Annotated in this window: 25 protein-coding genes, 1 other RNA gene and 1 pseudogene; 13 read left to right on the top strand and 14 right to left on the bottom strand. The window is 54.5% G+C overall.

Annotation, left to right across the window (positions count from 1 at the left end):
• Positions 1-65: 65 nt before the first annotated feature.
• Positions 66-2,501 carry an ATP-binding protein gene (locus R1T41_RS13955; protein ID WP_317337581.1) on the bottom strand — a complete coding sequence of 812 codons (2,436 nt, stop codon included), beginning with the start codon at positions 2,499-2,501 and terminating at the stop codon, positions 66-68.
• A 79-nt stretch (positions 2,502-2,580) separates the two neighbouring features.
• Entirely contained in the window at positions 2,581-3,462 is an 882-nt protein-coding gene (locus tag R1T41_RS13950) for a phytanoyl-CoA dioxygenase family protein (RefSeq protein WP_317337580.1), read from the bottom strand.
• Positions 3,463-3,609: 147 nt separating this feature from the next.
• On the opposite strand from R1T41_RS13950, the gene cobD reads away from it, so the two are divergent.
• Positions 3,610-4,671, top strand: a complete 1,062-nt coding sequence (gene cobD / locus R1T41_RS13945) for a threonine-phosphate decarboxylase CobD (protein WP_317337577.1) — start codon at positions 3,610-3,612, stop codon at positions 4,669-4,671.
• Between the two features lie 5 nt (positions 4,672-4,676).
• Here the strand turns inward: cobD and R1T41_RS13940 are convergent, their stop codons facing one another.
• Positions 4,677-6,281: a sigma-54 dependent transcriptional regulator gene (locus R1T41_RS13940; RefSeq protein WP_317337576.1), complete on the bottom strand. Its 1,605-nt coding sequence runs from the start codon at positions 6,279-6,281 to the stop codon at positions 4,677-4,679.
• Positions 6,282-6,451: 170 nt separating this feature from the next.
• Here R1T41_RS13940 and R1T41_RS13935 point away from each other — a divergent pair, with 170 nt between their 5' ends.
• The gene (locus tag R1T41_RS13935) at positions 6,452-6,757 is read left to right on the top strand and encodes an STAS domain-containing protein (RefSeq protein WP_317337575.1); all 306 of its coding nucleotides are present in this window, start codon (positions 6,452-6,454) and stop codon (positions 6,755-6,757) included.
• Positions 6,758-6,759: 2 nt separating this feature from the next.
• Positions 6,760-8,826 (top strand): SpoIIE family protein phosphatase, encoded by a 2,067-nt coding sequence (locus R1T41_RS13930; RefSeq protein WP_209221576.1) that lies wholly within the window; start codon positions 6,760-6,762, stop codon positions 8,824-8,826.
• On the opposite strand, the gene R1T41_RS13925 is transcribed toward R1T41_RS13930, so the two are convergent.
• The 4 genes from R1T41_RS13925 to R1T41_RS13910 form a co-directional block, all read right to left on the bottom strand.
• Positions 8,823-9,416, bottom strand: a complete 594-nt coding sequence (locus R1T41_RS13925) for a hypothetical protein (RefSeq protein ID WP_317337571.1) — start codon at positions 9,414-9,416, stop codon at positions 8,823-8,825. The two genes, R1T41_RS13930 and R1T41_RS13925, sit on opposite strands and share 4 nt — an antisense overlap.
• Before the next feature lie 291 nt (positions 9,417-9,707).
• Entirely contained in the window at positions 9,708-11,708 is a 2,001-nt protein-coding gene (locus R1T41_RS13920; protein ID WP_317337570.1) for a putative bifunctional diguanylate cyclase/phosphodiesterase, read from the bottom strand.
• A gap of 128 nt (positions 11,709-11,836) precedes the next feature.
• Positions 11,837-12,220, bottom strand: a complete 384-nt coding sequence (locus R1T41_RS13915) for a TfoX/Sxy family protein (RefSeq protein ID WP_317337568.1) — start codon at positions 12,218-12,220, stop codon at positions 11,837-11,839.
• A complete protein-coding gene (locus R1T41_RS13910; protein WP_007090760.1) occupies positions 12,204-12,908 on the bottom strand; it encodes a helix-turn-helix transcriptional regulator in 705 nt (234 codons plus the stop codon). Before R1T41_RS13910 ends, R1T41_RS13915 begins: the two co-directional genes overlap by 17 nt.
• A 125-nt stretch (positions 12,909-13,033) precedes the next feature.
• On the opposite strand from R1T41_RS13910, the gene R1T41_RS13905 reads away from it, so the two are divergent.
• Together R1T41_RS13905 and R1T41_RS13900 are read left to right on the top strand one after the other, a co-directional pair.
• Positions 13,034-13,471, top strand: coding sequence for a VOC family protein (locus R1T41_RS13905; protein WP_062959270.1), 438 nt, complete (start codon positions 13,034-13,036; stop codon positions 13,469-13,471).
• A 235-nt stretch (positions 13,472-13,706) separates the two neighbouring features.
• On the top strand, positions 13,707-14,096 hold the full coding sequence (locus tag R1T41_RS13900; protein WP_317337565.1) for a YybH family protein: 390 nt from the start codon (positions 13,707-13,709) through the stop codon (positions 14,094-14,096).
• Between the two features lie 35 nt (positions 14,097-14,131).
• On the opposite strand, the gene R1T41_RS13895 is transcribed toward R1T41_RS13900, so the two are convergent.
• Positions 14,132-14,755 carry an alpha/beta family hydrolase gene (locus R1T41_RS13895; protein WP_317337564.1) on the bottom strand — a complete coding sequence of 208 codons (624 nt, stop codon included), beginning with the start codon at positions 14,753-14,755 and terminating at the stop codon, positions 14,132-14,134.
• A 227-nt stretch (positions 14,756-14,982) separates the two neighbouring features.
• Here R1T41_RS13895 and R1T41_RS13890 point away from each other — a divergent pair, with 227 nt between their 5' ends.
• The gene (locus tag R1T41_RS13890; protein WP_317337563.1) at positions 14,983-15,564 is read left to right on the top strand and encodes a hydrolase; all 582 of its coding nucleotides are present in this window, start codon (positions 14,983-14,985) and stop codon (positions 15,562-15,564) included.
• 112 nt (positions 15,565-15,676) lie between these two features.
• Positions 15,677-16,735 carry an AbrB family transcriptional regulator gene (locus R1T41_RS13885; protein ID WP_317337562.1) on the top strand — a complete coding sequence of 353 codons (1,059 nt, stop codon included), beginning with the start codon at positions 15,677-15,679 and terminating at the stop codon, positions 16,733-16,735.
• Positions 16,736-16,738: 3 nt separating this feature from the next.
• On the opposite strand, the gene R1T41_RS13880 is transcribed toward R1T41_RS13885, so the two are convergent.
• From R1T41_RS13880 to ssrA, 6 genes and pseudogenes are all read right to left on the bottom strand, one after another.
• Positions 16,739-18,172 (bottom strand): methyl-accepting chemotaxis protein, encoded by a 1,434-nt coding sequence (locus tag R1T41_RS13880; protein ID WP_317337561.1) that lies wholly within the window; start codon positions 18,170-18,172, stop codon positions 16,739-16,741.
• A gap of 267 nt (positions 18,173-18,439) precedes the next feature.
• Positions 18,440-19,360, bottom strand: coding sequence for a DMT family transporter (locus tag R1T41_RS13875; protein WP_097050808.1), 921 nt, complete (start codon positions 19,358-19,360; stop codon positions 18,440-18,442).
• Between the two features lie 164 nt (positions 19,361-19,524).
• Entirely contained in the window at positions 19,525-20,103 is a 579-nt protein-coding gene (locus tag R1T41_RS13870) for a FumA C-terminus/TtdB family hydratase beta subunit (RefSeq protein WP_317341582.1), read from the bottom strand.
• Positions 20,104-20,235: 132 nt separating this feature from the next.
• Positions 20,236-21,118, bottom strand: a pseudogene (locus R1T41_RS13865) (fumarate hydratase); the annotation flags it as partial.
• Positions 21,119-21,325: 207 nt separating this feature from the next.
• The gene (locus R1T41_RS13860) at positions 21,326-21,868 is read right to left on the bottom strand and encodes an SspB family protein (RefSeq protein ID WP_007090751.1); all 543 of its coding nucleotides are present in this window, start codon (positions 21,866-21,868) and stop codon (positions 21,326-21,328) included.
• Positions 21,869-22,005: 137 nt separating this feature from the next.
• Positions 22,006-22,382, bottom strand: a transfer-messenger RNA (tmRNA) gene (gene ssrA, locus R1T41_RS13855).
• A gap of 163 nt (positions 22,383-22,545) precedes the next feature.
• On the opposite strand from ssrA, the gene R1T41_RS13850 reads away from it, so the two are divergent.
• From R1T41_RS13850 to R1T41_RS13825, 6 genes are all read left to right on the top strand, one after another.
• Complete coding sequence (locus R1T41_RS13850; RefSeq protein WP_062959278.1) at positions 22,546-23,340, top strand: thymidylate synthase; 795 nt, start codon at positions 22,546-22,548, stop codon at positions 23,338-23,340.
• The gene (locus tag R1T41_RS13845; RefSeq protein ID WP_317337559.1) at positions 23,340-23,879 is read left to right on the top strand and encodes a dihydrofolate reductase; all 540 of its coding nucleotides are present in this window, start codon (positions 23,340-23,342) and stop codon (positions 23,877-23,879) included. Before R1T41_RS13850 ends, R1T41_RS13845 begins: the two co-directional genes overlap by 1 nt.
• 125 nt (positions 23,880-24,004) lie before the next feature.
• Positions 24,005-24,436 carry a large conductance mechanosensitive channel protein MscL gene (gene mscL / locus R1T41_RS13840; protein ID WP_062952646.1) on the top strand — a complete coding sequence of 144 codons (432 nt, stop codon included), beginning with the start codon at positions 24,005-24,007 and terminating at the stop codon, positions 24,434-24,436.
• Positions 24,437-24,581: 145 nt separating this feature from the next.
• Positions 24,582-25,163, top strand: a complete 582-nt coding sequence (locus R1T41_RS13835) for a TetR/AcrR family transcriptional regulator (RefSeq protein WP_062952647.1) — start codon at positions 24,582-24,584, stop codon at positions 25,161-25,163.
• A gap of 109 nt (positions 25,164-25,272) precedes the next feature.
• A complete protein-coding gene (locus tag R1T41_RS13830; RefSeq protein ID WP_317337558.1) occupies positions 25,273-25,896 on the top strand; it encodes a class I SAM-dependent methyltransferase in 624 nt (207 codons plus the stop codon).
• Positions 25,897-26,010: 114 nt separating this feature from the next.
• Positions 26,011-26,577, top strand: coding sequence for a peroxiredoxin-like family protein (locus R1T41_RS13825; RefSeq protein WP_317337556.1), 567 nt, complete (start codon positions 26,011-26,013; stop codon positions 26,575-26,577).
• Positions 26,578-26,879 lie beyond the last annotated feature (302 nt).

Raw genomic sequence — 26,879 nt, 5'->3', positions numbered from 1 at the left:
ACCACAGTGACCGACCGGGAAGAAAGGCCGCGCAGATAAAGCGCGGTCTTTTTCATTTGCGAGAATCAGTCTTGCAAGGCTTTACGCATGGCATTGGCGGTGTCCTCGGCAAGACGGTCAAGTTCGGCAATCTGGTCGTGAATTGCCGTATCAAAGTCGCCGTCATAAAGTTCGAGCCTGCGTGCATTCGCAGACAGCTTTTCAGCAGCCAGATTTGCCGCCATTCCCTTGATTGTATGTGCAGCACGGCGAAGCCTTTCGCGATCACCATCTGTGATCGCAGCCATCATCTTTTCGCGTTCTTCCTGATAGGATGCCGGTAGCAGATCAATCAGGCTTGCCATCTGATCGGCACCCAATGCACTGCTCATTTCATCAAAGCGCATCTTGTCTATCAGGTTCATCTTGGTCTCTTTGGCTGAAATGTTTTCGACAACCGGATTTGGCGCCGGCTGTTCCAAGGTCGAATCAGGTATAGGATTTACAGCCTCGGCGAGATCAGGAACGCGCGTATCCAAAACAGCGGGACGGGAAACACCGCGGCTTCTGAGGAAGCGCAAAAGCACACCATAAAGCCTGCGTTCCTCAACGGGTTTGGTCATGACTTCATCCATTCCCGCAGCCAGAAAATCGCGATGCCGGTCGCTGAATGCTTCGGCAGTGACACAAATGATTGGAATGCGTCCCCCTCTGGTGACACGTTCCAGTTCACGAATATGACGGGTCGCACCCTCTCCGTCCAGAACCGGCATATGGGCATCCATCAGGATCGCGTCATAGGAATTGTTCTGGAAGGCATGCACCGCCTCCCGACCATTTGGAACAATATCGACGATCAGTCCGTGACGCTGCAACAAGCCGCGGATCACATTGGCATTGATCTCGTTATCCTCGGCAACAAGAATGCGACGGCCAGAAAGCACACTGTCACCATTACCCTCGGCAATCTGGCTGCCGCCCTGCGCATGCAGTTCCAATTCCCGGGCTTCGAACGGCAGCCAAAGGTCAAACCGCGTGCCCTGTCCTTCGGAACTGTTGACCGTCATAAAACCACCCATCAGTTCCGTCAGGCTGCGCGCGATCGAAAGCCCAAGCCCCGTTCCGCCATATTGACGCATCGTGGAATTATCGGCCTGACTGAAAGGGGAAAATATCTGTTCCTGTCGGTCCCGCGGGATACCGATGCCGGTATCGATAACCGCGAAATGGTATACTTCCTCGTCCGAAATCAGATGTCGAACACGTTCGGGTACAATTTCCTCGTGCGTGACTTCCAGTCTCACAGATCCCTTACGGGTGAATTTGACCGCGTTTGACAACAGGTTCCAAAGGATCTGACGAAACCGGACCTCGTCACCGATAAACATTCGCGTTGCCAAGGCCACATCATCGCAATGCAGGGAAAGGTTCTTTTCGCGCGCCATATCGGCAATCGCACGAAACAGGTCATAGGTGATATCGGATGGGTGAAATGGTCGTTTTTCCAGTTCGACGCGACCAGCCTCGATCTTGCTCATATCAAGGATATCATTCAAAAGCGCCATTAGCGCCCGGCCAGACGAAAGGATCGCGCTGACCCGTTCCTTTTGCGCATCGTCAAGTTGGCTTTGCTGTAACAGTTGCGCCATGCCCAGAACACCGTTTAACGGTGTTCTGATTTCGTAACTCATCGTGGCAAGGAATTCGCTTTTGGCAGAGCTTGCCTGAAACGACTGGCGATAATGGCTGCGCAGTTCCAGCAACATGAAAGCCAGCGCGCAACTGTAACTGATCAGGCGGGACGGAATGATAAAGCGCGCAACAATATCGGCATTTTCCGGCCCGAAGGCAAAAAACGCCAGATGATTAAAACATCCGATCAGAAGCGCGAAACAAAACAAGGCTTCGGAAAGGGTAAATCGGTAATGGCACCGGACCAGATACCCTGCGGCACAGGCAAAAATCATTACCATGGTCGGAAACAGGATCAGGGTACTGATATTTTGCAGGGCACCGCCGACATCACTTGAAACATCGGGCAAGAGCCAAACCAGGAATGCCAGAACGGCACATCCAGCCACGATCATTCCCGGTACCAGCCCCCATACCTGATCATTACCCGGCCTGTTTTCCTGGCGGTTCGCAATATACCAACTCATAAGCACCAGCGAGAACGAGCCAAGCCGTAGAACAAGGATCAAAAGACCGGTGAAGGATCCAAGTGCCTGCTCCTGCCCCAGCAGGGCGCGACCATACACAAGATTGGGAATACCCAGAATATCGCTGAAAAGAAGCAGTCCCATCGAGGCTGCGACATACAAAATCTGTTTGCGCTTGGTGATGTCAAAAACAATCCAGCCAATGCATATCGACAACAGTGCAATAAACTCGACAACCACCAGAACAGAAATGGTAATTGCTGAAACCAGATCATCGTCAAGAGACGTGAAAAACAGAAAACCAGGGCTGATGATACAAAACGCAAGAAACGCGATACCGATAAGGCTCAGCATCTTGGGCATATTGGCATCGACCCCGGTTCTGGTCTTTTGACCGTTGTTAGTGTGCCATCACGGCAATTGGAACAATATCCCTGCCAAGTCACGCCCGACCCGAAAGTTCGACAAAAATGTCGTCGACCCATCGCAGGGTATTGTCATCCATAGATTGCATATGCCGGTATTTTGCAAATTGCTGCACAATCAGTTCAAGCCGTTCACGAAAGACCGGTGGCTGCTCCAGATCAAGCAAACGATCCGCCATCGGATCGAAAGCAGCATTCTGGAACTCAAGCGACAGACTGATCCTTGGCTCGCTGGCAAAGGCACTTGCCCGTCCCCAATGATACAAATCCTGTCGCCACCCCATTACAGTCCCCGGCACGGCTGGCAATGCCCGAACGTCTTGCAAAGCCACATCTTCCGGTTTAGCAACCGGCTGATGATAACACTTTTCGAATGAACGCGGCAATACGTACATACAGCCGTTATCAGGGTTTGCAATGCCCAGTGGCACCCAAAGCGACAGACTGATCAGCATGTCGTCGCCGATTGCACTTTCCCCCTGATAATCGCGATGTGGGGGCCATCCACGCCCGTCCTCTCCGGGATTGACATGCCATGCCCAAAAATGCGGAAGCAGCTTAACCCGATCCCCCAGGAAATGGTTCAGCAACGGGCGAAGCCGTCTGAAAACCTGCCATGCCTCGTCGTAAAGATAGATCATCGCAGGCGGCAAGCCATTCGCCACCAGGTTTTCGATCCCGGCCCGCAAATCCGTCAGGCTGTCAACGGGCAAAAGGTCCCTGATCAGAAAATACCCATCTTCCCAAAACCGCTCCGAATGAGGTGCACCATCGAACCCGCCCTGATCGGTCCCGATTGGTTGCACGTCCCCGATCCGGGCATCATCGCCGGAAATCGTCAATTGCGGATTGATCGAAAGCCAGCTTGCACGTTCGCAGGCTTGAAATGCGGTTATCATGGCGGAAATCCAAAGCAGGTTTTCGCGGACGATACGAAGTCACCTGCCCCCGCGCAAGTCCGACTTGCGCGCGAACCTGTCACGCGTTACGCAGATAGCATTCTGTTTTATTGTTCTGCACAGCCATTTCCGGCCAAAGGCACATAAATGACCCTGCAATCCCCTTCACATGGTGGCGCCATCGACAAGGCAGCCGAAAAATATGGTATTGCGCCGCAGGAATGGCTTGATCTGTCAACAGGCATTAATGCCACCCCATGGCCGATATCGTCTTTTGATCCCATCCATTGGCAACGCCTGCCACTGGCAAGCGAATTGACTGCATTGAAGCAGGCCGCCGCCGACTATTACGGCATTCCTGATATCAAGCATATTGTTTGCGCCCCGGGAACACAGGCATTGATCCAGACCATTCCCTTCTGGTTTGCAGATCAGGGCAAACGCGCAACAGCCCATATCATTGGCCCGACATATGCCGAACATGCCTTGGGCTGGAAACGCGCCGGGCTCAAGACCGAAACCGTCATGACAACACCGGAAAACCGCAAGACCGCAATTGCAGATATTCTGGGATCACCGGGCGGCAGCGATGACATCGTCATTCTGGTTAATCCGAACAATCCCGACGGCGGTCTGATTGACCAAGTCACGCTGACCGAACTCGCCCGAATGGCGACAGAAAACGACAAATGGCTTCTGATTGATGAGGCCTTTATGGATTGCAGTCCGGAACACAGCATCTGTCCAAAGTGCCATGAACTCGACCATCTGATTGTTTTGCGTTCGTTTGGTAAGTTTTTCGGTCTTGCAGGTCTGCGGCTGGGATGTGCCGTCATGCGTCCCGATCTGGCAGAGGATTTGACTGACCGGATAGGCCCATGGGCAATCGCCGGCCCCGCACTTGCCATCGCATGCACAGCATTTGGCGACCGGGCATGGCAATCCGGTATGCGCAATCAGCTGTGTGACGATGCAAAACGCCTTGATGTCCTGATTGACGCACATTCCGATCTGGCTTTGCTAGGTGGAACGTCACTGTTCCGGCTTTATCACGGCAAAAACGCCACAGGTCTTGCGGGCCATCTGGGGACACAGGGTATTCTGGTACGATTATTTGATGACAATGCGGGCCGCATCCGCTTTGGCCTGCCCGGTCCAGAAAAGGATTGGCAACGATTGGAACAGGCACTGGCAGCTTTCAGAAACTAGACTGCCTATTTCGCCCCGTTTTCTTCCCAGGCCTGCTTTTTGCGATAAATGGTCGACGGACTGACGCCAAGTGCATCCGCCGCACGCGGGATTGACCCGCCGCATCGCGCAATCGCTTCTTCTATCGCCTGCTTTTCCACCAGCCAGAGCGGTTTGATTCCGGCATAACGGCTGTCCATCGGCAACCCGGCGGGCATCGATGCCATCGCGAACCGGCCATCCGCGCCAATCATGGCCGGAGCCGGAGCCGAGGTCGTATCCATATGATGTACTTCTGTATCATCGCGCAGGTTGCGCGCACCGGCCAAAAAGGCCAACGCATCCGGGTCACCTTCCCAAAATCGACCGGCATCTTCCAACCCGTTTGACACAACCGGATGGGGTGGTGGTGCTTCGATGGATCCCGACCCAAAACGTTCTTCGTCCGTGCCGCTGTTAACCGGGCGGGGCACCATCGACATGGTGACTTCGGTGCCGTTATTCAGTACCACAATGTTGCGGATGATGTTCTGAAGCTGGCGGATGTTGCCCGGCCAGGCATAGCGCGCGAACAAAGCGGCCACGTCCGGGCTGAACCGTTGAAAATCACGTCCCTCTTCACGGGTGAAGCGTTGCAGATAGAAATTGGCGATCTGCAGGATATCATCATCGCGATCACGTAATGGTGGCATGTGAAGCGGAATCACGTGAAGACGATAATACAAATCTTCGCGGAAACGTCCGGCACGTACTTCTTCAAGCGGATCGCGGTTTGTTGCGCACACAAACCTTACATCAACGCTTTCAATCGAACTGCCACCGACTTTCTGGAACGTCCCGGTCTGGATGAAGCGCAGAAGCTTGGTCTGCAGATCAAGGTCCATTTCGCAAATTTCATCAAGAAACAGCGTTCCACCAGCGGCCCTGTGGGCAGCCCCTTCGCGGTCAATTACGGCACCTGTAAACGCACCTTTGACATGACCGAAAATCTCGCTTTCCATCAAATCCTTGGGGATCGCACCACAGTTCAGGGGAATGAACGGTTCGTTGACGCGCTCGGACCGGCGATGAATTGCTTCGGCGGCAAGTTCCTTGCCGGTACCTGACTCTCCGGTAATGAAAACCGTTGCCCGGCTGGGGGCTGCGTTTTCAATGATGCGATAAATATCATGCATCGTGTCCGATCCGCCAATGATGTCAAAATACATCTCGTCGGTGATATTTTCGCTGTCCGTTTTTTTTCCGGCATCATTCACCGCGGCCCGGCCTTCAAGCGCATCACTGACCGTGACGCGAAGTTTGTCAGCGGTGAAAGGCTTCAAAAGAAAGTCCCACGCCCCGTCACGCATCGCCTCGACCGCGATATTGACCGAACCGTGCGCTGTGATCACAACCACTTTGCATTCCGGCGCGGCCTGATGGGCAGCACGCAGAACTTCCCGACCATCCATGTCTGGCAGAATCAGGTCAAGGACCAGAACGTCTGGCGGATCACTGCGCAGCCTTTTGATCGCATCCCGACCGTTGACGACATGCTCGACCTTGTGACCGTCCGCACGCAAATAGTCCTGATACACCCGCGCGAGCGACAAGGTGTCTTCAACAACAACAATGCGTGCCTGATCTGGCATTTTGTGGTTCGCATCCCGATCTAACCATCTATCGGCAACCATACCGATAGTGACATTACATGCACAACTGCTAACCTGTAGTCAGCTGATTCGTTATCCCATACAAATCAGCTTTTGGTTAAAAAAGGCATAGTTTCAGTAACATTGCTCGCATCCGGGAGTATCACGGCTTGAATTACACCACCGAAAAATCCGGCGACACGATCAAAGTAGAACTGAATGGCCGATTTACATTTGGGGACCATTCCAGTTTTCGCAAACTGATCGAAGAAATCCGCAGTCAGGAGGCCGAAATACAAATTCTTGACCTTTCCGGGGTCGAGTTTATCGATTCAGCTGGGCTTGGCATGCTGCTGCTTGCACGTGACGAAGGTGAAAAGTCCCGTGCCACGGTCATACTCAAAGGCGCGCAGGGACAGGTCAAACGCATGCTTGAAGTTGCGCGGTTCGACACTCTGTTCAAACTGGAAGACTGACAATGCCTGCAACCGGCGAGGTTCAGCCACGCCCATTTGTTGCCGTTGCCGAACCGCTTGACCGCGCGCGGGCGGCACAAGTGCTTGATGGTCGGCATATCTTCGGGGATGGAGCCGGTGCTCATGCGGAACTTTTCTTTGGCCGAAGCCCCGAAGATTTTCCTCACAGCAACCGATATCAGTTATGCCTGATTCCGTCCGAAACCGGCCGGGAATGGTTGGGCGCACTGGTCCGTCTTAACTGCAATTACTTTGTCGAATGCTATGACGGGCTTGATTTGGTCGACCTTGGCCCGTTGCGAACGGCCAAACGAGGCGCCAACTGGGACCTTCTGGTCTGTATGTCGACACAAAGTGCGTATCAATTGCCGATGGCACGCAAATTTGTCACGGCCCTTCGCCACCGCGGTATCATTCACGACACGATCGCACCGACGGTCGAAATGGCGGTTCAGGAAGCCTTCGCCAATTCAATGATCCACGGCAATCTGGAAATGAATACGACCGGCCATCTGTCGATGGATCGCTTTAACGAACTGGGTGAGGAAACAGCACGCCGCCTGGCATCACCGGTCTATGGCGGGCGGGTGATCATGCTGACCGCGAAAAAGCGACGTAATGGCAATGTCGAAATTTCGATCAATGATCAGGGAAGCGGCTTTGTCCCACCCGATGAAACGCCAGTTCCCAAACTGCCCGGTGCGGAATCCACCTTTGGTCGTGGCCTGCCCCTGATCAGAAGCCTTTGCCACGATGTCAGCTTTGATCGCGGTGGACGGACAATCCGGCTTACCTTTGCGCCCGACACTGCGGCATCCCTACCGTTGAATACGACTTTTGCCGCCGGACTGGAAGCGGCTGAACGTGCATCGGGCGAAGCAGACCTGCGTAACCCGCGCGATGCCACGATCCTGATTGCCGACGACACCATGATCTCGCGCGAAATCATCGCGTCCTATCTGCGATCGGATGGCTTTACCAATCTGGTTTTTGCCAAGGATGGCGAGGATGCCCTGGAGCAGGCAAACAAACATAATCCCGACCTGATCATCCTTGATATTATCATGCCGAAAATGGATGGTTATGAGGTCTGCAAGGTTTTGCGCGCCGACCCTTCATTTGCCGAAACCCCGATCATCGCCCAGACAGCCCTTGAAGAAAACGAAGGTCGCACCCGTATTTTCGAAGACGGTGCAACCGACCTTATTCTGAAACCGCTGAACAAGGCGGAAATGATCGCACGCACGCGCATCCATCTTGAAAACCGCCTGCTGGTCAAACAACTGCAGGCCTATCAGGAACGCACGCAATCCGAACTGGAAATGGCGCGCGACATGCAGGAAATGCTGATACCCAAGGCGGAACAGTATCGTGGTATCGGTCTTGATTATGGCATGACCATCAGCGCCAGCTTCCAGATGTCATCCGAACTTGGCGGTGATATGTGGGGACTGGCCCCGATTGATGACGACAGGCTTGGTGTTTACATCGTTGACTTCGCCGGTCACGGTCTTGGTGCAGCGCTGAATACATTTCGCCTTCACTCCCTGATCTGGTCGGATGACCGACATGACGATGATCCGGGCGCGTATCTGGAATCCCTTAACCGCCACCTCAAGGGGCTGCTGCCGGTTGGGCAATATGCGACCATGCTGTATGGCATTATAAACCGTACTGCCGAAACATTCCGCTATGCCAGTGCGGCTTGTACGTCGCCGGTTCTTGGCAATGTCAAAACCGGCTCGACCACGTTTCTTGATGGCTCTGGCGTTCCGCTTGGTGTTATTCGCGATGCCAGATATGAAACGCGTGAAACCGCCTTTGGTATTGATAACTTCCTGCTGCTATACAGCGATGCCCTGATTGAAACGGTGCTTGATGATGGCGCGCTGCTTGAAGGTGAACGACTGCTGCATCTGGTGCAGGATATTATTTCGGAAACAGGCGGCATGCCCGATCTGGCATCCCACCTTGCCGACCAGTTCATGGATCGGGCACCGGTCAAACTGCATGACGACTTTACCGTGGTGTCATTGCAACCCAACCGACAAACCCCGGAAAACCGTTAATTCAGGAACCACGGCTGTGGTGGGGAAAGTTCCTGTGCAGGCATATGATCCTGCAAACCCCAGACGCGCGCAGTATCAGCAGCCACCTTCCAGGTCGCAGATTTGTCTTCCTGGATGCGGCTGGTGATTACCGAGCGGATCAATGCAGCCAGTCCCTTTCGGGCACCGGCATGATCCGGATCAGCTGATAACACCGCGCCCAGTTGATTGAAGGCACGCATCCTGTCGCGGCAACCGACAAGATCGGCGGCGACCACACGCAATTCACGGGCATCGGGCCGCAGGCTGATTGCGATTTCAAGATGTTCGAGCGCGGTATCACGCGCCCCGTTCTGCAAATAGGTCCGGGTCAGTCCCAGATGGGTTGCTGGATCAAGATCATCCAGCAACAGGGCCCGTCCAAACGCATCAAGTGCAAGACTGCCAAGCCCCATATCCAGCAGAACATGCCCCATTACCCGTAATCGAGCGGGTTGATCAGGCAGGGTATCAATCAGATTGCGAAGACGGGTGCGAATTTCAGGCGCCAGATCAATGCCATCAATCGTGACCGCCGGTATCTGGGATGAAATGTGCGTCTGGCCTGACATCTGTCCGAAGCCCTGTTCCCGTCTGAGATGGCGAATCGTAACGACTCGCCAGAATCCTTGCAATAGCCAATAAAAACAACGAGTCGTTTCAATTGCTTAGATCGGCCGCAAAATCGGTATCCGGTGCAGTCCGGCGCGCGACGCGGGCATATGCCACTATCTGCCATGCCGGATGACCAGAAGAATACCCTGATTGGGTTGCGGGAAGATTAACCGGGAAACCGACATCAATAGGGCAAATGCGCAGCCGATTTTGCCCTATTTGCGATCACGTATCTAATGATGGGAACGTTATGATTTTGCGTCTGCCGGTCGGGGCGCTGATGGTGGATCTGCCCGATCCAGACCTGCCACATTGGGTAACGCGTCCCAATCAATCGTGGCCGATGGCCGGGCAAAGAAATATCCCTGCGCCAGATGCCCGCCAAGACGCAGAATCTCGTCACGCTGTTCGGGTGTTTCGATCCCCTCAATCACACAATCCGTGCCCAGATTATCGCACATGTCGATTACGGTTTTGACAATCCGCTGACTGCGTTCACTGGTTACAATCGGTTCGATAAAACTGCGATCAATCTTCAGACAGTCGAATTCCAGTTCATGAACATAACGCAGGCTGGAATACCCGATCCCGAAATCATCCAGCGCAACCTTTGCCCCGTGGCGGCGCAGATAGCGAATGCTGGCACGGGCCGACACAAAATCGCGCAGCAAAGCCGTTTCCGTCACTTCAAATGTCAGACGTCCCGGATCAATCCCAAAGAATTTGATCTGATCAATCAGCCAGTGCGCCATGTCGGGCAGAACTATATCGCGGGCCGACAGGTTAAACGACAGCGGTACATCCTGCGGCCAGGCGATCATGGATTTCAGGGCCTTCTGGAACAGGATCGTCGACAAAGTTCCGACCTGTCCGGTTTTTTCGGCCACCGGGAAAAACATTTCGGGTGAAACCCGCCCCATTTTGTCGTTATCCCACCGGGCAAGCACCTCGATCGAATGCAGTTTGCCGCTATGCAAATCAAAAACCGGTTGATAGTGGATCGACAATTCGCTTTCCAGATCGGCCTTGCGCAGGGCCTGTTCGATCTGGCTGTCATGGCGGATCAGGGTTTCGTGATGGGCGGCGAACAAAACCGGATGGCCCGGCATGTTTTTCTTGGCGTAGTAAAGCGCGAAATCGGCACGCTCGAACAGGGCGTTGGGTTTACGCGCCACCGCCGGGTAGGTCGCAAAACCAAGCGATGCGGAAAGCTGCACCGTTCCCCCGCCAACCTCGAACGGATCATTAAGCGTTCCGCAAAGTTCCCGTCCGATACGGATCAGTTCCGCGGCATCCGTAATATCGTCAAGGATCACACCGAATTCATCCCCACCCAGTCGCGCCAACAAGACATCCGGTCCCAGAATGTCGCGTAAGCGGGCGCTGGCTTTGACCAGCACATCATCGCCAGCCGGATGGCCATGCACGTCATTGACCGGCTTGAATCCGTCCAGATCAATCATCGCAACCGCAAAACGCCCGCCGTCCTTTGCGCGTGCTACCGCTTCGTCAAGATGGGAAAAGAATGCGCGGCGGTTGGAAAGACCGGTCAAGGCATCACGAAAAGCCAGTTCACGGTTCTGGTTGGAAAGCTCGATGGTTTTGGTGTGCTGCTTTTCCAGATCGATCTGCGATTCCACCAATCCGGAAAACGCCGCGTAGTAGCTTCGGATGATCTGGACAATCATCAAGGATACCATCGCCATATTGGCCGCAATCGCGACGTAAACCTCGTTCCCCGTAGACCCGAAATGCAGGATGAAAGACCCAAGAACGATGATGACGACCAAAAGAGCAGCCGGGGGAAAATGCAATAGACAGAAGATGCACCCAACCACGGTGATCGAGATGAAATAGGCGACATGCCCCTGTTGATAGGCATCACCATAACCAAACATCTTGATCGCCCAGGCGGTGAAGACGACGCTGATGACTGCGGCCAGAATGCGGATACGGCGCAAATGCAGCACCGCACTGGCAAAATCATTTGCCGTATCACGCAAGCGCATCCATGCAAGCCCACGGATCAGACAGACAATCCCCAGAACCGCTGGAATATAAACCGTCATCCAGTCAGGTGCGGTTCCGTAATGCGTGAAAGCCAGCGCGACCGCGTTGGCAAAAAGCAGGATGTAAAGTAACGGGATTTGACGGGAGAGGGCCTTGACCTGCGCGCGAACCAGTTCGGGTTGATCTTCCCGAACGCGGAACGTCCCGACAATGCTCCGGTACAAATCCTTTAACGCCACACCGATGCGCTTTCCCCGAGGTTTTCTTACTACAGGAAAATCTTATACGAAAATCCGCGGCAAATGCAGCCCTTTCAGTGCGACCTCAAACAATCGGATGATTTTGCCCCTGATCTCCCTGAAAACTTTTACCCATTGCTGCCGGTTTTCGATTTTTTGCGCTTGGCTTTGGCCACCTTTTCCGCTGCCGCACGATGCGCAGCACCAAGTGCCATATGGGCAAATTCCATCAATTGATCTGGCTCGTCCAGCCAGTCACCCGGAACCTCGAAATAAGACAGTGTCATCGGGCGACCTGATGGCACACAAAAGGGTGCCATACCTTGCGCACCGTAGGTCCCGGCAGTTTGTTCATCGCCTTTCAGATACAGCACATCTTCATCAATGATCGCAAAAAATACCCCATCGCAATAAAGCCCGAATGCACCAAACATCCGGTTCGGGCGGATGTTTCCCAGTGGGGATAACAATTCGCTTACCATCTGGACAAATTCGTTATCGACCGATGCCATTCAGGATTTCCCCCTCGACGCCTTCGGAAATCAGGTAGTCACGCAATGTCCGCCCCGGTGTCGGCCGGAAATGATCTGCGGTGATCTGCATGTTCTTGATCCGGTCTGCACGGAAAACGCGGAAGGCCTGGCGAAGTTCGCACCAGCTTGCCAACAGCCAGATGGTGCCAAAAAACAGCATCCCCAACGGCCAGACCCGCCGGTTGGTGTCATCCCCCTTGGCATCGGTGTAATCGATATTGATCAGATGCCGTTCACGGATGGCACGCCGCAAATCGGGCATCGAAATCGCAATCGGGGCCTGTGCGATTTCGGCAATCGCAATCGGCACCCCGCCAATAAGACCCCGCATTTTTTCCGGCAAGACCGCCTCGATCTTGGTCAGGGCATCGCCCGCGGCCCGCGCCATCTGCGGATCGGTCCAGCTTTGCACCATGCGTGCGGCAACCACCAGTGCCTCGATCTCGTCGGCATCAAACATCAATGGCGGCAGGTCATAACCATCGCGCAGGATATAGCCCACCCCCGCCTCGCCTTCGACCGGAACACCGGACGCGGCAAGATCGCGAATATCGCGGTAAATCGTGCGTTCGGAAACTTCCAGTTCCTCGGCAAGTTCGCGCGCCCGGCACAGTTTGCGACGGCGCAAAATCTGTACAAGACGGAAAAGTCGGTCGGCCCTTCTCATGTTCGCTCCTTTCTCAGCATGACCGAGAAATTATCATAACGCTCCTGACAGGCTCCTGTCAGGAGGCATGTGCAAACATGACAATTATCGGGAACAGGGTTTCAACATTCGTCAGGAGAAAACCAATGAAAGTCACCAGCGCCTTTCCGATTATCGTCACCGAAAAACTGACAGAAAGCAGGACTTTTTACGAAGAACTCGGCTTTGTCGCCGTCTTTGCCGGGGACTGGTATATCCACCTTGTCTGGCCAGAATGCATGGAAGTCCAAATCGGCCTGATGCAGCCCGACCATCCGACACAGCCGCCGCTATTCCATGGCCGCACCATGGGCGACGGCAGCATCTTTGGCATCAGCGTCGAGGACGCCAAAACTGCCGCCGATGAGCTCCGCGCCAAGGGTTTCGAATTTGCGCTCGAACTGCGCGACGAACCATGGGGCCAGCGTCATTTCACCCTGCTTGACCCCAATGGGGTAAGGATCGATATCGCCAGTCAGGACGCCGAAATGAGTGATGAATATGCCAAGGATTTCCTGATGCCGGTCGAAGGCATACCGGCCTGATCCCTTCGCGTCACCAATGTTCGCGCTCTACATCACCTGATTGCGGAACCAAACACATGATCCCTGACCACATCTCGTCCCCAATGTCATATTTTGAAAAAACCAACACCTTCCATGTCATTCCCCTTGCCCCGCTGGGGGTGTCATGAGGAAAAAGGTATTTCTGCCAACCCTGATGTTCTTTTTGCTGCCGGGGTTCAATACCCCGGCACAGTCAACCGAACCAGGGCACCCAATGAACACCGATGAAAAACAGGTTCTTGATACCGTTCTGTCGATGACACGCGCATTTGAAAACCGCGATATCGAAGGCGTTCTGGCGCATTATGACCATGATGCTGTTATTGCCTTCACACCGGGTACTGCCACAAGCGGTGCCATGGAAATCCGTGATCAGTTCATTCAGTTCTTTGACATCAACCCGGCATTTGATTATGGCGGGCACAAGGTATTCGTCACCGATGATACAGCCCTTCACATTGCACCATGGACGATGCAGGGAACGGCATCGGACGGAACGCAAATCAATGATAACGGCCTTTCGGTTTCTGTTCTGAAACGAACGAACGGCAATGTATGGCGGATCATTTTGGATGATCCCTATGGCGGGTTACTGGCACAGTAACCCCGGATTTTTGCGGGATGGCGTAACCAACCACGTCATCCCGTGCTTTTGACAAAGGCATCAATCGCGTTGATCGCTTCGGCAATATTGCCTTCCTGTGTGTGACCGGACTTCTTGCGCGCGTCGAAATCATGATCACCATCGGAGACCCAGTGAAGGGATACCGTATCGGCCAGACCATAACCCGCCACCTCGTCCGGACTGCCAAACGGGTCGCGCGTGCCGTGACAAATCAGGGTAGGTGTTTTCATCGTCTGTAAATGCGCAGTCCGCAGGTTTTCAGGCTCCCCCGGTGGATGAAACGGATAACCAAGGCAGACGACACCACGCACGCCAAGGTCATCTGCGACCATACTGGCGACCCGCCCGCCCATTGATTTGCCACCAATCACAAGTTTTTCGGGCGTACCAAGCTGTGCCACAACCTGCCCAAATGTCTCGATCAGAACCGGGGCCCGATCCGGTCCGCGCTTTTTTCCATCCACCCGGCGTTTCGACATATAGGGAAATTCAAACCGCGCCACGCGATAGCCACATGCCGCCAGACCGGCCGCCATTTCATTCATGAACGGGCTATCCATTGCCGCCCCCGCCCCATGCTCCAGCAAAATGGTCTGCTTGGCATCATCAGGACCGTCAAAGATAAAATCGATGGTCATGGCAATCGGGTATCCCTGTTCCTGTGGCGATCAAAAACATAAGCCACCGCGATTGATCGGGCCAAGTCCCAATCCCCTGCCTGCCCGCTGTTTCCCCGCTATTCATCCGAAAAACTCGCCATATCAGGATGTTTCGGTTTATCATGATCTTCCCCAAAGCAGTGCGCCAGACTCAAACGGCGTCACCTTCCGCCCCGATCCGATACCTTGCCCCAATCAGGTGCCCCATGCCCAAAGACCAAATCCTGCTGGATCCGGCGCGTACCGCCCTTGTCATGATCGACCTACAAAACGGCATTCTGGCCCAGTCCCTGCATCCGCGAAGCGGTGATGTGGTGCTTGAAAATGCCCGCAACCTGATCGCCAAATTCCGTTCGGCCAACACCCCCATCGTTCTGGTCCGCGTTTACTGGTCTTCTGACATGGCCGATGCCCCGCACCAGATGGTCGATCTGCCATCCGTCCCGGCGAAATGCCCGCCCGAAGATTGGGGCACCCTTGTGGATGACTTGATACAACCCGGCGATATTGTCATTACCAAACATCAATGGGGCGCGTTTTACGGTACCGATCTTGATCTGCAGCTTCGCCGTCGCGGGATTGAAACCATCGTCCTTGGCGGTGTCGTCACCAATTTCGGCGTGGAATCCACCGCCCGGTCGGCGTGGGAACACGGCTATAACATCGTGATTGCCGAGGATACCACCGCCACCAAATCGGTCGAAATGCACCAGTTTTCAATCACCGAAATCCTGCCGCGCATTGCGCGTGTCCGCCAATCAGCCGAACTGACCTTTACCACCCCATAACCCTGCCGCCCCAAACAAAGGCTTTCCCGTGCCAGATACCTCGCCCCATGCGCCCCACGCACCCAAGTCCCCCAAACCCAACTCGCCCCCTGATCGGGAAAAGCTCGGCAAAATGCCACATCTTATGCAATGGGGATTGCTGATTGGTGTTTCGCTTGTGCTGTCCGTGATCCTGCATGATGCGGATATCCCGGCCGCCCTTTTGCTCGGCCCGATGATTGTCGGCATTGTCATGGGTACCAATGGCGCCACCATCGCCATGCCAAAGCCGATCTATCTTGGCGCGCAATCGGTGCTTGGCTGCATGGTCGGCGGGTCAATGACCGCTGGGATCATCACATCTTTCATGCATGACTGGCCGCTGGTTCTGGGTGTTACGGCACTGACATTGATCGCCAGCAGCTTTTTGGGCTGGATATTGTGCATCAAGCAGGTCCTGCCGGGAACGGCAGGCATCTGGGGATCATCGCCGGGTGCCGCATCCGCCATGGTCATCATGGCAGAGGCCTTTGGCGCCGACGCCAGGCTTGTGGCCTTCATGCAATATGTCCGGGTGGTGATTGTGGTTGCCGTGGCATCAAGTGTTGCCAATTTCTGGGTCGATCCGGCATTGGCGGCGGCCCATCCGCATCAATGGTTTAGCCCGTTTGATATCGGCGATTTTGGTATCACAGTGGCAATCGCCGTCATCCTGTGCATTGTCGGGGCAAAGTCACGTTTGCCATCGGGGCCGCTTCTGGTGCCGATGATCGTCGTCATGGTGTTAAGCATCACCGGTATGGTCGATATCGTCCTGCCTGAATGGTTTCTTGGCCTGACCTATGCCGTGATCGGTTGGATGATCGGGTTGAAATTCACGCCTTCGGTTTTGCGTCACGCAGCCTATGCCCTGCCGAAAATCCTGATTTCGATTTTCGTTCTGATCGGTTTTTGTGCCGGGATTTCGGTATTGCTGGTGATTTTCATGGATGTTGATCCACTGACCGCCTATCTGGCCACCAGCCCCGGTGGGCTTGACTCGGTTGCCATCATCGCGGCCAGCACCAATGTCGACCTGTCCTTTATCCTGGTGCTACAGGCAACGCGCTTTTTCATGGTGCTATTGTTTGGTCCACCATTGGCACGCATGGTGGCAAAGCGCACGTCGAAATTCCCCGACAGGATAGTCTAACCCTCACATCGCAAGGATCTGACCAACAAAGCCCTCCACCCGGTGGCTGAGTTCCGATCCTTGCGTTTCAAGGTTCCGCGCTGCATCGGAAAGTTCGCCCGCGACCTGCCCGTTATGGGAAATTGCTTCTGCAATATCGGAAACACTGGCACCCACCACACGCGCCTGTTTCAACGCATCAAGCGCATCCCCTGCAACGGTGCGACAAATTTCAACCTGCCCACCAGTTTGATCCGCGGTGATTTCGGCACGCGCCTGCAAGTAGCCCATCGCATCGGAAATCCGGTCGATATCCCCACCGGCCTTTGAAATCGCCCCGGTGACACCATCCATCCATTGGGCGATTTCGGCAGTTGCGGCTTCGGATTGCCCAGCCAACGCCTTGACTTCCTTGGCAACGATGGCAAAGCCCCTTCCAGCCTCGCCAACACGTGCCGCCTCGATCGAGGCATTCAGCCCCAGCAATTTGATCTGGCTGGCGATGGCCGAAATCGTCGCCAGCATCTTGCCCGCATCGGCTGCACGCGCCTGCAATTTGGCAAGTTCATCGCGCATCTCACGTGCCTGCGCCCCCAATGCACGGGTGGTTTCCACATTCGTCCCGGCATCATCGCCAATCGTGGTCAACGCCACCTGAAGCGCATCCATTTGCCCGGCGACATTTTCAACCCGGGAAAGGGCGGCATCGGCCGCCTGATCAATCCCCTTGCCACATGCATCCGTCCGCCGGTTGCTATCGCCCAGCACATCAAGCGCACTGCGCATCTGGCTGACCGCGGCACCCAGCATCCCGACCGTGCCCTGCACCTGGCTTTCAAAATCCGATGCCAGTTTTTCGCGCGCGGCCAGTGCCGCATCACGCTCGAGCACGCGTGCGACCTGCCCGCCAACAAAGCCAAGCAGTTCAAGCATCTCGTCATCAAGACGGGCGATATCACGGCTGAAAAATTCGATGACGGCCACCACTTTACCGGCCATTCTGACCGGCAGCGCGAAACAGCCCTGCAACCCGTTCCGGGCAGCCCCGCTGGCGCGCAGGAAGCCGTCCTTAGTAACAACGTTTTCGATGCAGACTGGTTCCCCCGTCTTTGCAACCGACCCGATCAGGCCCTGCCCGATGGTGAAAACCGTGGCCTCTGACTGCGCACGAAAATCTGCCAGATCACCCGGCGATACGCCCCGCCCGATCGACCAGATTTTGGCCGAAGACAGCGTATTGTCTTCGCGAAGCAGATAGGCATGACCGACAGGCCAGTGGCAATAATCGCAAACCGCATCAAGTATGCCGGCAATCGCCACGTCACTTTGTCGTGCATCATCGGCAATTGTCCCAACCGTGCGCAACAGGCGTAAAATATCGCCAAGCCCGGCCTCGCGGACCTGTTTTGAACGGCTGTCTTCATCGGGGGAAACGGAACGCATGAAACCGGCAAACATTGAACTTCTCCGAGGCATGGGACATCTGAAATCGACCGTGCATAACGCCGTCCGGTCGCGCGATTGTCTTGCAAGCCTCGTTGCCTGCCGATTGTTCGTGACTGCGCCTTTGCAATCACGAATATGATGCTAACGTGATTTTGCACCTGCGAAAAGAATTTTCTGTGCGCATCGGCAGAACTGCGCATCCCAAAGAAAAAAGGCACCAGCGGCGGACTGAATTATCCCGCCACCGGTACCTTCTAACATGTCTTTGGCAACAGGGGACTAACGCAAAACCTTGCGGAAAACGCCCGATGCAACCATCACACCGAAAATCACCAATGCCACCGCAATCGCCAGCGCAAGATTGCCTTCCTCGCCAAGCAGGAACACACCGCCGAGCGCGGTCAATGCCGGGGTCATCGCGCCAAAGGCCGAGGCACCGGTTGACCCGATATGACGCACCGCAAGCCCATAGGTCACCACCGCAACGCATCCCGCCAGCAGGCCCTGTGTGACGAGCAACAGCAGCACGTCATCCATGGGCGCATCAGGGATGTGCGTGCCCGTAAACAGGGCTACCACCGCCATGATCACAAACGACCAGAAGCCGACAAATGCCGCCGCTTCCAGCGCACCAAGACCGCTTTGACGCATTGCGTGGGTATAGCATGCCCACATGAATGCCCCGGCCGACACAAGACCATAGCCATAAAGGATCGTGTCACCGGTCGAATGGCCGGGTTTAAGCACCGCCAGAAGGACGATACCGGTAATCACCGTGGCATAACCCGCCAGCCGGACCCAGCCCGGCCGTTCACCGAACATCACAACCGCAATCAGAACGGCCCAGACCGCCATCACACCGGGCAGCAAAATGCCCACATGGCTTGCCGGAACATATTGCAGGGCACTGGCGACCAGAAGCGTATAAAACGCGCCTGATCCCACTAGCATGATCAGGCCATTGGCAATCGAAAGCCCCTTGGGCCAAATCCCGCGTTTAAGCCAGATCGGAGCCAGCAACACAAACGGCACGACAAAGCGCAAAAGCCCGATATCGACCGCGGTAAAATCGGATGTCATGGCATAGCGCGTGACAATCAGCCACGCCGCCCAGATCGCCACCGTCGCCAGGGCCGATGTCACACCGACCAGACGGCTTTCTGTTGCACTGTTCATGGCAACAGCAGAAGTTCGAGACATATCAGCATTCCCGCTAAAGGGTTGATTTTGCGAAAATCAGACCACGCAGCCCCAACCAAGGCAAGAATTTTGACCGTGGGTCAGCTATGCATAACCCGCCGCAAAAGAAAACAGGGCAGCACGGATTGCCCACACTGCCCTGTTTCAAATCAGTAATATCGAAATCAGATGCCAAATTCGGCAAAGAAGTCATTGCCCTTGTCATCGATCACGATAAAGGCCGGAAAATCTTCGACCTCGATCTTCCAGACGGCTTCCATGCCCAGTTCCGGGTATTCAAGGACTTCGACTTTCTTGATGCAATCCTGCGCAAGGCGCGCGGCCGGACCACCGATGGAACCAAGATAGAACCCGCCGTGGTTTTTGCAGGCATCCTTGACCTGTTTCGAACGGTTGCCCTTGGCAAGCATCACGAATGAACCGCCTGCGGCCTGGAACTGTTCGACATAGGCATCCATACGTCCCGCCGTGGTCGGGCCGAACGAACCGGACGGCATGCCTTCCGGGGTTTTTGCCGGACCTGCATAATAAACCGGATGGTTTTTCATGTAATCGGGCATGCCTTCGCCGGCATCAAGGCGTTCCTTGATCTTGGCATGGGCGATGTCACGCGCCACGATCACGGTCCCGGTGAGCGCCAGACGCGTCTTGACCGAATACCCGGAAAGCTGTTTACGGATTTCATCCATCGGACGGTTCAGGTCAACCTTGACCACATTGTCATCAAGATGTTCGTCCGACACTTCCGGAAGATATTTTGCCGGGTTGTGTTCAAGGTCTTCGATGAAAATGCCGTCCTTGGTGATCTTGCCCAGAACCTGACGGTCGGCCGAGCACGAAACACCGATGGCCACCGGGCAGCTTGCCCCGTGGCGCGGCAGGCGGACAACACGCACGTCATGGCAGAAATACTTGCCGCCGAACTGTGCGCCAATGCCCATTTCGCGCGTCATCTCAAGAACCTTCTGTTCCCATTCAAGATCACGATAGGCCTGGCCATGCACACCGCCTTCGGTCGGCAGGTTATCGTAATAACGTGCCGATGCCATTTTAACGGTCTTGAGCGCTGCCTCGGCTGATGTTCCGCCAATCACGATGGCAAGGTGATAGGGCGGGCAGGCAGAAGTACCCAGCGTTCTGATTTTCTCGTCCAGAAACTTGCGCAGGCTTTCCGGGTTCAGAAGCGCCTTGGTCTGCTGATACAGGAAGGTCTTGTTGGCCGAACCGCCGCCCTTTGCCATGAACATGAATTTATATTCATTGCCCGGCGTCGCATACAGATCGATCTGGGCCGGAAGATTTCGAACCCGTGTTCTTTTCTTCGAACATGTTGACCGGCGACACTTGCGAATAACGCAGGTTATGTTCCTGATAGGCACGCCAGATACCCTTTGACAGCGCTTCTTCATCGTCACCATTGGTGATGACCTTGCCACCGCGCTTGCCCATGACAATCGCCGTGCCTGTATCCTGGCACATCGGCAAAACGCCGCCCGATGCGATATTGGCGTTTTTCAGAAGATCCATCGCAACGAACTTGTCGTTCGGCGTTGCTTCCGGATCATCAAGGATTTTGCGCAACTGTTCGAGATGGCCCGGGCGCAGCAAATGCGAACAATCGAAAAATGCCTGAAGGGTCAGTTTCTCAATCGCCTCGGGTTCGACTTTCAAAAACGTCTCGCCATTGACTTCAACAGTCGAAACGCCTTCGTCACCGATCTTGCGGTAAGGGGTCGTGTCCTTACCCTGCTCGAACATGGGTTTATAGACAAAATCACTCATGGGATAAGTTCTCGTCTCTCTCAAAAACAAGGTGGGTTTGTTTTAATTTGTGCCGTTCATAACGCCAAACGCGGCAAATTTCCACGATACATTAGATGAACAGACTTCCGGCAATCGGCGGGAAACCGGACCGGGCATGCGGGAAAGAAAAAAGGGCGAGCCAAATGCCCGCCCCTTTGAAGCTCATTTTTTTCGAAACGCATCAAGTGCGATGACCTCACCGGTTTCACCCTGTTCGGCGGGCTTTTTCTTGCCGCGCTTTGAAGGCTCGGTCACCAGCTGCGGGGTCGCGTCTTCATCGCCATCAACCAGATCGGCGTCAAGATCGTCATCTTCGTCGTAATCGAAATCATCGTCGCCCATTTCTTCTTCGACGCTGAAGGTCAGCATGAAATTGGCAGACGGATCGACAAAGGCCAGCATGGCATCAAACGGGACAACCACGGTGGTTGGCATGCCATCGAAGCTCATGCCGACCGAAAAATGATCATCTTCCGCTTTCAGGTCCCAGAACCGGTGCTGCAATACAACGGTGATATTATCCGGGTGCGCCTTGCGCTGTCCTTCAGGCAAAGCAACGCCGGGATGATTGGTCTGGAACGTGATGTAATAGTGATGCTCGCCGAAAAGGCCTTCTTCGGCCACGCGCGAAAGAATCTGCTTTACCACGCCGCGCAGCGCCTGATCGACCATAAGGTCGTAACGGAATTCTTCCGGTTCCTGCATCGATAATCCTGTGTCTGGCGGGTTTCCTGACGATTTCAGGATGTACCCGTCATTTATATATGGCACCTGATCGCGTCATTTGCAGATGACGCAATTGAATTGCTTCTATTCATAACGGAGACGGGGAGAAATACAAGAGCGGGGCGTTCTGTTGCTAGGTGCCCCATCCCCCACCAGACTACCGCTCCCGGCAATCGGAATTTCGCTTTGGTGCTAGTACCGCTTAGGCGGCAACAGCAACCGGAGCATTGTTGTCGTTTGCGTTTACAAACATTAGCCCGATAACGGTGGTACCATGCCGAGCGCCAACAGAGGCTTTTACTACACACGTCGATCCTATTTCGGCCCCAACATCTTCGCCTGAGTCGGACGAAGTCAGATAGATGAGAGTTGGTGGAGCCGCCGGGTACCGCCCCCGGGTCCGTAATGTCTATTCTGCCAAGTCGTGTAACGCCATAGTCGGGTTGCCCCGACAGCCCCTATATAGGTCAAATGGGTCTGCTTTCGCAAGGGAATTGGCAAAAACTTTCACCGGGTCGAGCTTTAAGCCAACAAAGCGAACGAGCGACGCCCTGCCATACAGCCCCCAAGCCCTGATACCGTCACCGGGTGACTTGCCGCCCCATCCATTGCCAACTATGCTGCCCCAAACACGATTCCGAACAACAGGATGCGGCATGCAGCAATATCTCGATCTGATGCGTTTGGTGCGCGATACCGGCGCCCATAAGGAAGATCGCACCGGCACCGGCACGGTCTCGGTCTTTGGTCACCAGATGCGGTTTGACCTGTCAAAGGGCTTTCCGATGGTCACCACCAAAAAGCTGCATCTGAAATCGATCATCCATGAATTGCTGTGGTTTCTGGCGGGCGATACCAATGTCAAATATCTTCAGGACAATGGTGTGCGCATCTGGAACGAATGGGCCGATGAAAACGGCGAACTTGGCCCGGTTTACGGTGGTCAGTGGCGGTCATGGCGCGGGGCAAACGGCGAAACAATCGACCAGATCACCCAACTGATCGACCAGATCAAAAACAATCCCGACAGCCGTCGCCTGATCGTTTCGGCATGGAATGTGGCCGATGTGCCGAACATGGCGCTGCCGCCCTGCCACTGCCTTTTCCAGTTCTATGTCGCGGATGGCAAACTGTCCTGCCAGCTTTATCAGCGCAGTGCCGATATCTTTTTGGGTGTGCCGTTCAATATCGCGTCTTATGCCCTGCTGACCATGATGATCGCACAGGTCTGCGATCTTGGCGTTGGTGATTTCGTCCACACGCTGGGCGATGCCCATCTTTACACCAACCATCTTGAACAGGTCGAATTGCAGCTGTCGCGTGAACCGCGCCCGCTTCCGGAAATGAAGATCAATCCGGCGGTCAAATCGATCTTTGATTTCAAGTATGACGATTTCGAACTGACCGGCTATGACCCGCATCCGCATATTGCGGGCAAGGTAGCCGTCTGATGCCAGCGAACAATAACGACCGGATCGAACGGGTTGCCGTGGTTGCCGCCGCCAAAAACGGCGCAATTGGCAAGGATGGCTGGATGCCCTGGCACCTGCCCGAAGACCTTAAACGGTTCAAGGCGCTTACCCTTGGCAAGCCGATGATCATGGGGCGTGTGACGTTCGAAGCGATTGGCAAACCGCTTCCCAAACGCACAACCATCGTCGTGACACGGGATAAGGACTGGACGTTTGATCATGAAAATGTCCGGGTCTGTCATGATATCGAAAGCGCCATTGCACTTGCCGACCAGATTGCGGCCAAGGACAATGTTAACGAGGTCATCATTGCGGGTGGTGCACAGATTTACAAACTCGCCATGCCCTACACCACACGGTATGAGCTGACTGAAGTCCAAGCCGACATTGATGGCGATGCGTTTCTTGCCCCCCTGCCTGCGGAAAAATGGCAGGAAACCGCGCGTGCCACAGTCAACAATCCCGATGGGCCGGATTACAGCTTTGTCACGTTGAACCGCATCCGGGTGACAAGCTGACCGGGTAACTTTCTCCAACCAAACAAAACAATTCCTGTTTTCGCATTTCAATTCTAAAGTTTTTTGTCGGCAGGGCGTCAAACCACCTGTCCGATAAAACCAAGAATGAAAGAGGACAGGTAAACATGTTTGAAGAATTCAAGAAGTTTGCCCTGCGCGGCAATGTTGTCGATCTGGCGATCGGTGTGATCATCGGGGCGGCATTCGGGCGGATTGTCACATCCCTTGTCGGGGATGTCATCATGCCGGTGATCGGTTATGTTTTTGGCGGCCTTGATTTTTCGAACTATTTCATCGCCCTGTCGGATGCGGTAACCGCAACCAATTATGCTGATGCCAAGGCACAAGGTGCAGTGATAGGCTATGGTGCCTTTATCACGATTGCGCTTAACTTCGCGATCATTGCCTGGGTGTTGTTCCTCGTCGTCAAGGCGATCAACAAGGCCAAGAAAAAAGAAGACGAAAAGGCCGGTGAAACGCCACCACCCGCAACGCCAGAGGATGTCGCCCTCCTGCGCGAAATCCGTGACCTGCTGGCAACGCGCAAGGAATCGTAATCGCCATTTGCGGACTCGGACATCATGGATGCGCGCAATACCGGTTGTTTCTGACTTTGTCGGTTGATATTGCGCGCTCTCACGCCTATTTTTGTATAAGTTTCAGAACATTCATTCCAGTTACTGGAACAAGAAAGGATCATCGATGGCCCGCCCCCGCGCATTTGACGAAGAAAGCGTTCTTGATAACGCCATGAATATCTTCTGGAGCAAGGGCTTCGAGGCAACCTCGGTGCAGGATCTTGTTGAGGAAACCGGGCTTAACCGTGCTTCCATGTATTCAAGCTTTGGCGACAAAAAGGCCCTATTCCTGCGCGTTCTTGATCATTACAGCCAGAAGATCAGCACGAACCGGTTTGCCAAGCTGCGCGAAATGGCCGATGGCCGCGAAGCGATCATCGCGACGTTTCGCGATGCCAGTCGCGTCGGATGCGGCGAAGGCCGCCACAAGGGATGCCTGATGGTCAATTCCGGCATGGAACTGGCGCCGCATGATCCCGAAACTGCCGCAATCGCGCAGGCGGCATTCAGCCGGGTCGAAGATATGTTTGCCCGTGCGCTTCGTCGCGGCATGGAACATGACACAATTGCCCGGGACAAAAACATCCGTTCGTTATCCCGGTTTCTGGCAGGCTCCATTCAGGGTGTGCATCTGATGGCGCGTCGCGGGGCGGACGAGGATACTCTGGCCGATTACGTCGATACCATCCTGTCCACCCTCGATTGATCGCCCCGATCTCGGAACAATGTCGGCCAGCTTCCATCGGGTGAATTCACATTCACCCGTTTTGCGTGTATATCCATCGCAGGTCACGCAACCATCTACGGGGAATGGCATGGACCAAGATACAAAATTCTGGGACAAGGCCGCTGCGAAATATGCCCGAAAGCCCGTCAGGAACCCGACGGCTTATGGTGAAACGCTGGACCGTACTCGTCATTACCTGACACCGAATCAAAATGTTCTTGAAATCGGGTGTGGCACCGGTTCGACAGCCCTGTTGCTTGCTCCGTCGGTCGGACATATCACCGCAACCGACCTGTCCCCTGCCATGATCGCCATTGCGCAGGACAAGCTCGCCGATGGGAACCATCCGAATGTCCGCTTTCAGGCGGCCCGCCTGTCCGATGGCAGTCTTGCCGATCAGGTATTTGATGCGGTTCTGGCGTTTAATGTCCTGCATCTTGTCCGGGATATTCCCGCTGAAATCCGCACCATTCATCGCTTGCTTAAACCCGGCGGGTTCTTCATTTCAAAAACCGGCTGTATTGGCGAAGCGGGTCGTTTTCTTGCCATTCTGATTGCCGTCATGCGCAAGCTTGGCTTTGCGCCATTTGTCAATTCCCTACGCTATGGCGAGCTTGACGCCATGATTGCCTGCGAGGGTTTCGAAATCATCGAAACCGGCCTTTATCCAGCGTCTGACCATGCCCGGTTTGTGGTTGCCCGCAAACTTTGATCGCCTACCAGCCTTCATCACAGTTCGGTGATAGGACGATTTGTTGATTGTTATTCCAGAATGATCATTCCATATTTATCCTCATTCAGCCAGATAACAGTCACGAGGAACGAAATGTCAGCGATTACGCCCCTGATGCCCCGCCAGAAAGTCCCGTCCCTTTCGGTCCCACTTGTTGGCGGCGGCACATGGTCGCTTGCCGATCAGACGCCGGAAAACTTCACCATGGTTGTATTCTATCGCGGTTTGCATTGCCCGATCTGCGGTAAATACCTTAAGGACCTTGATAACAAGCTGGCCGATTTCGCCAAGCGCGGTGTCAATGTGATTGTCCTGTCCTCGGACGCCGAAGACCGTGCGACCGAGGCCAAGCAGAAATGGGCGCTTGAAAATATCGATCTCGGTTATGGGCTTAGTCTTGAGAAAGCGCGCGAATGGGGCCTGTATATTTCGTCAAGTAACGGTGTGACCTCGTCCGGGTTCGAAGAACCGGCCCTGTTTTCCGAACCGGGTCTGTTTTTGGTTCGACCTGATGGCACGCTTTATTTTGGCACGGTACAGACCATGCCGTTCGCCCGCCCAGCCTTTGCCGAAATCCTTGGTGCGCTTGATTTCGTGATTGCCAAAAACTATCCGGCACGTGGCGAAATTGCTGATCATACCAATCCCAGATCACCCTAAAACAGCATGACAAAAGCAAAACAGGCCGGTTTCAATTTCCTGAAACCGAAATTGTCATCATCGTCTCTTGAACAATGATGATATTGCAAGAACCACTGCTTGCCTGTCCGATGCAAATGTTCCGAAGTTCGGGCATCAAAGGGAAACACAACCCAAGAGTTATTTTTTCGTTTTTATTTTCCACCTAAAGAACTGGAATAACTATGTTCAACTGAAAGGATATACATATATCCCTGTTCGTTTTCCAAACCATCAAATCTTTGGTGATAGACTATCAAGCGTGGTCAAAAAAATCATGTCTC

This window comes from Thalassospira lucentensis (assembly GCF_032921865.1).
Lineage (GTDB): Bacteria > Pseudomonadota > Alphaproteobacteria > Rhodospirillales > Thalassospiraceae > Thalassospira > Thalassospira lucentensis_A.
Note: the sequence above shows the minus strand (reverse complement) of the source record. Positions and strands in the feature narration are given on the sequence as shown.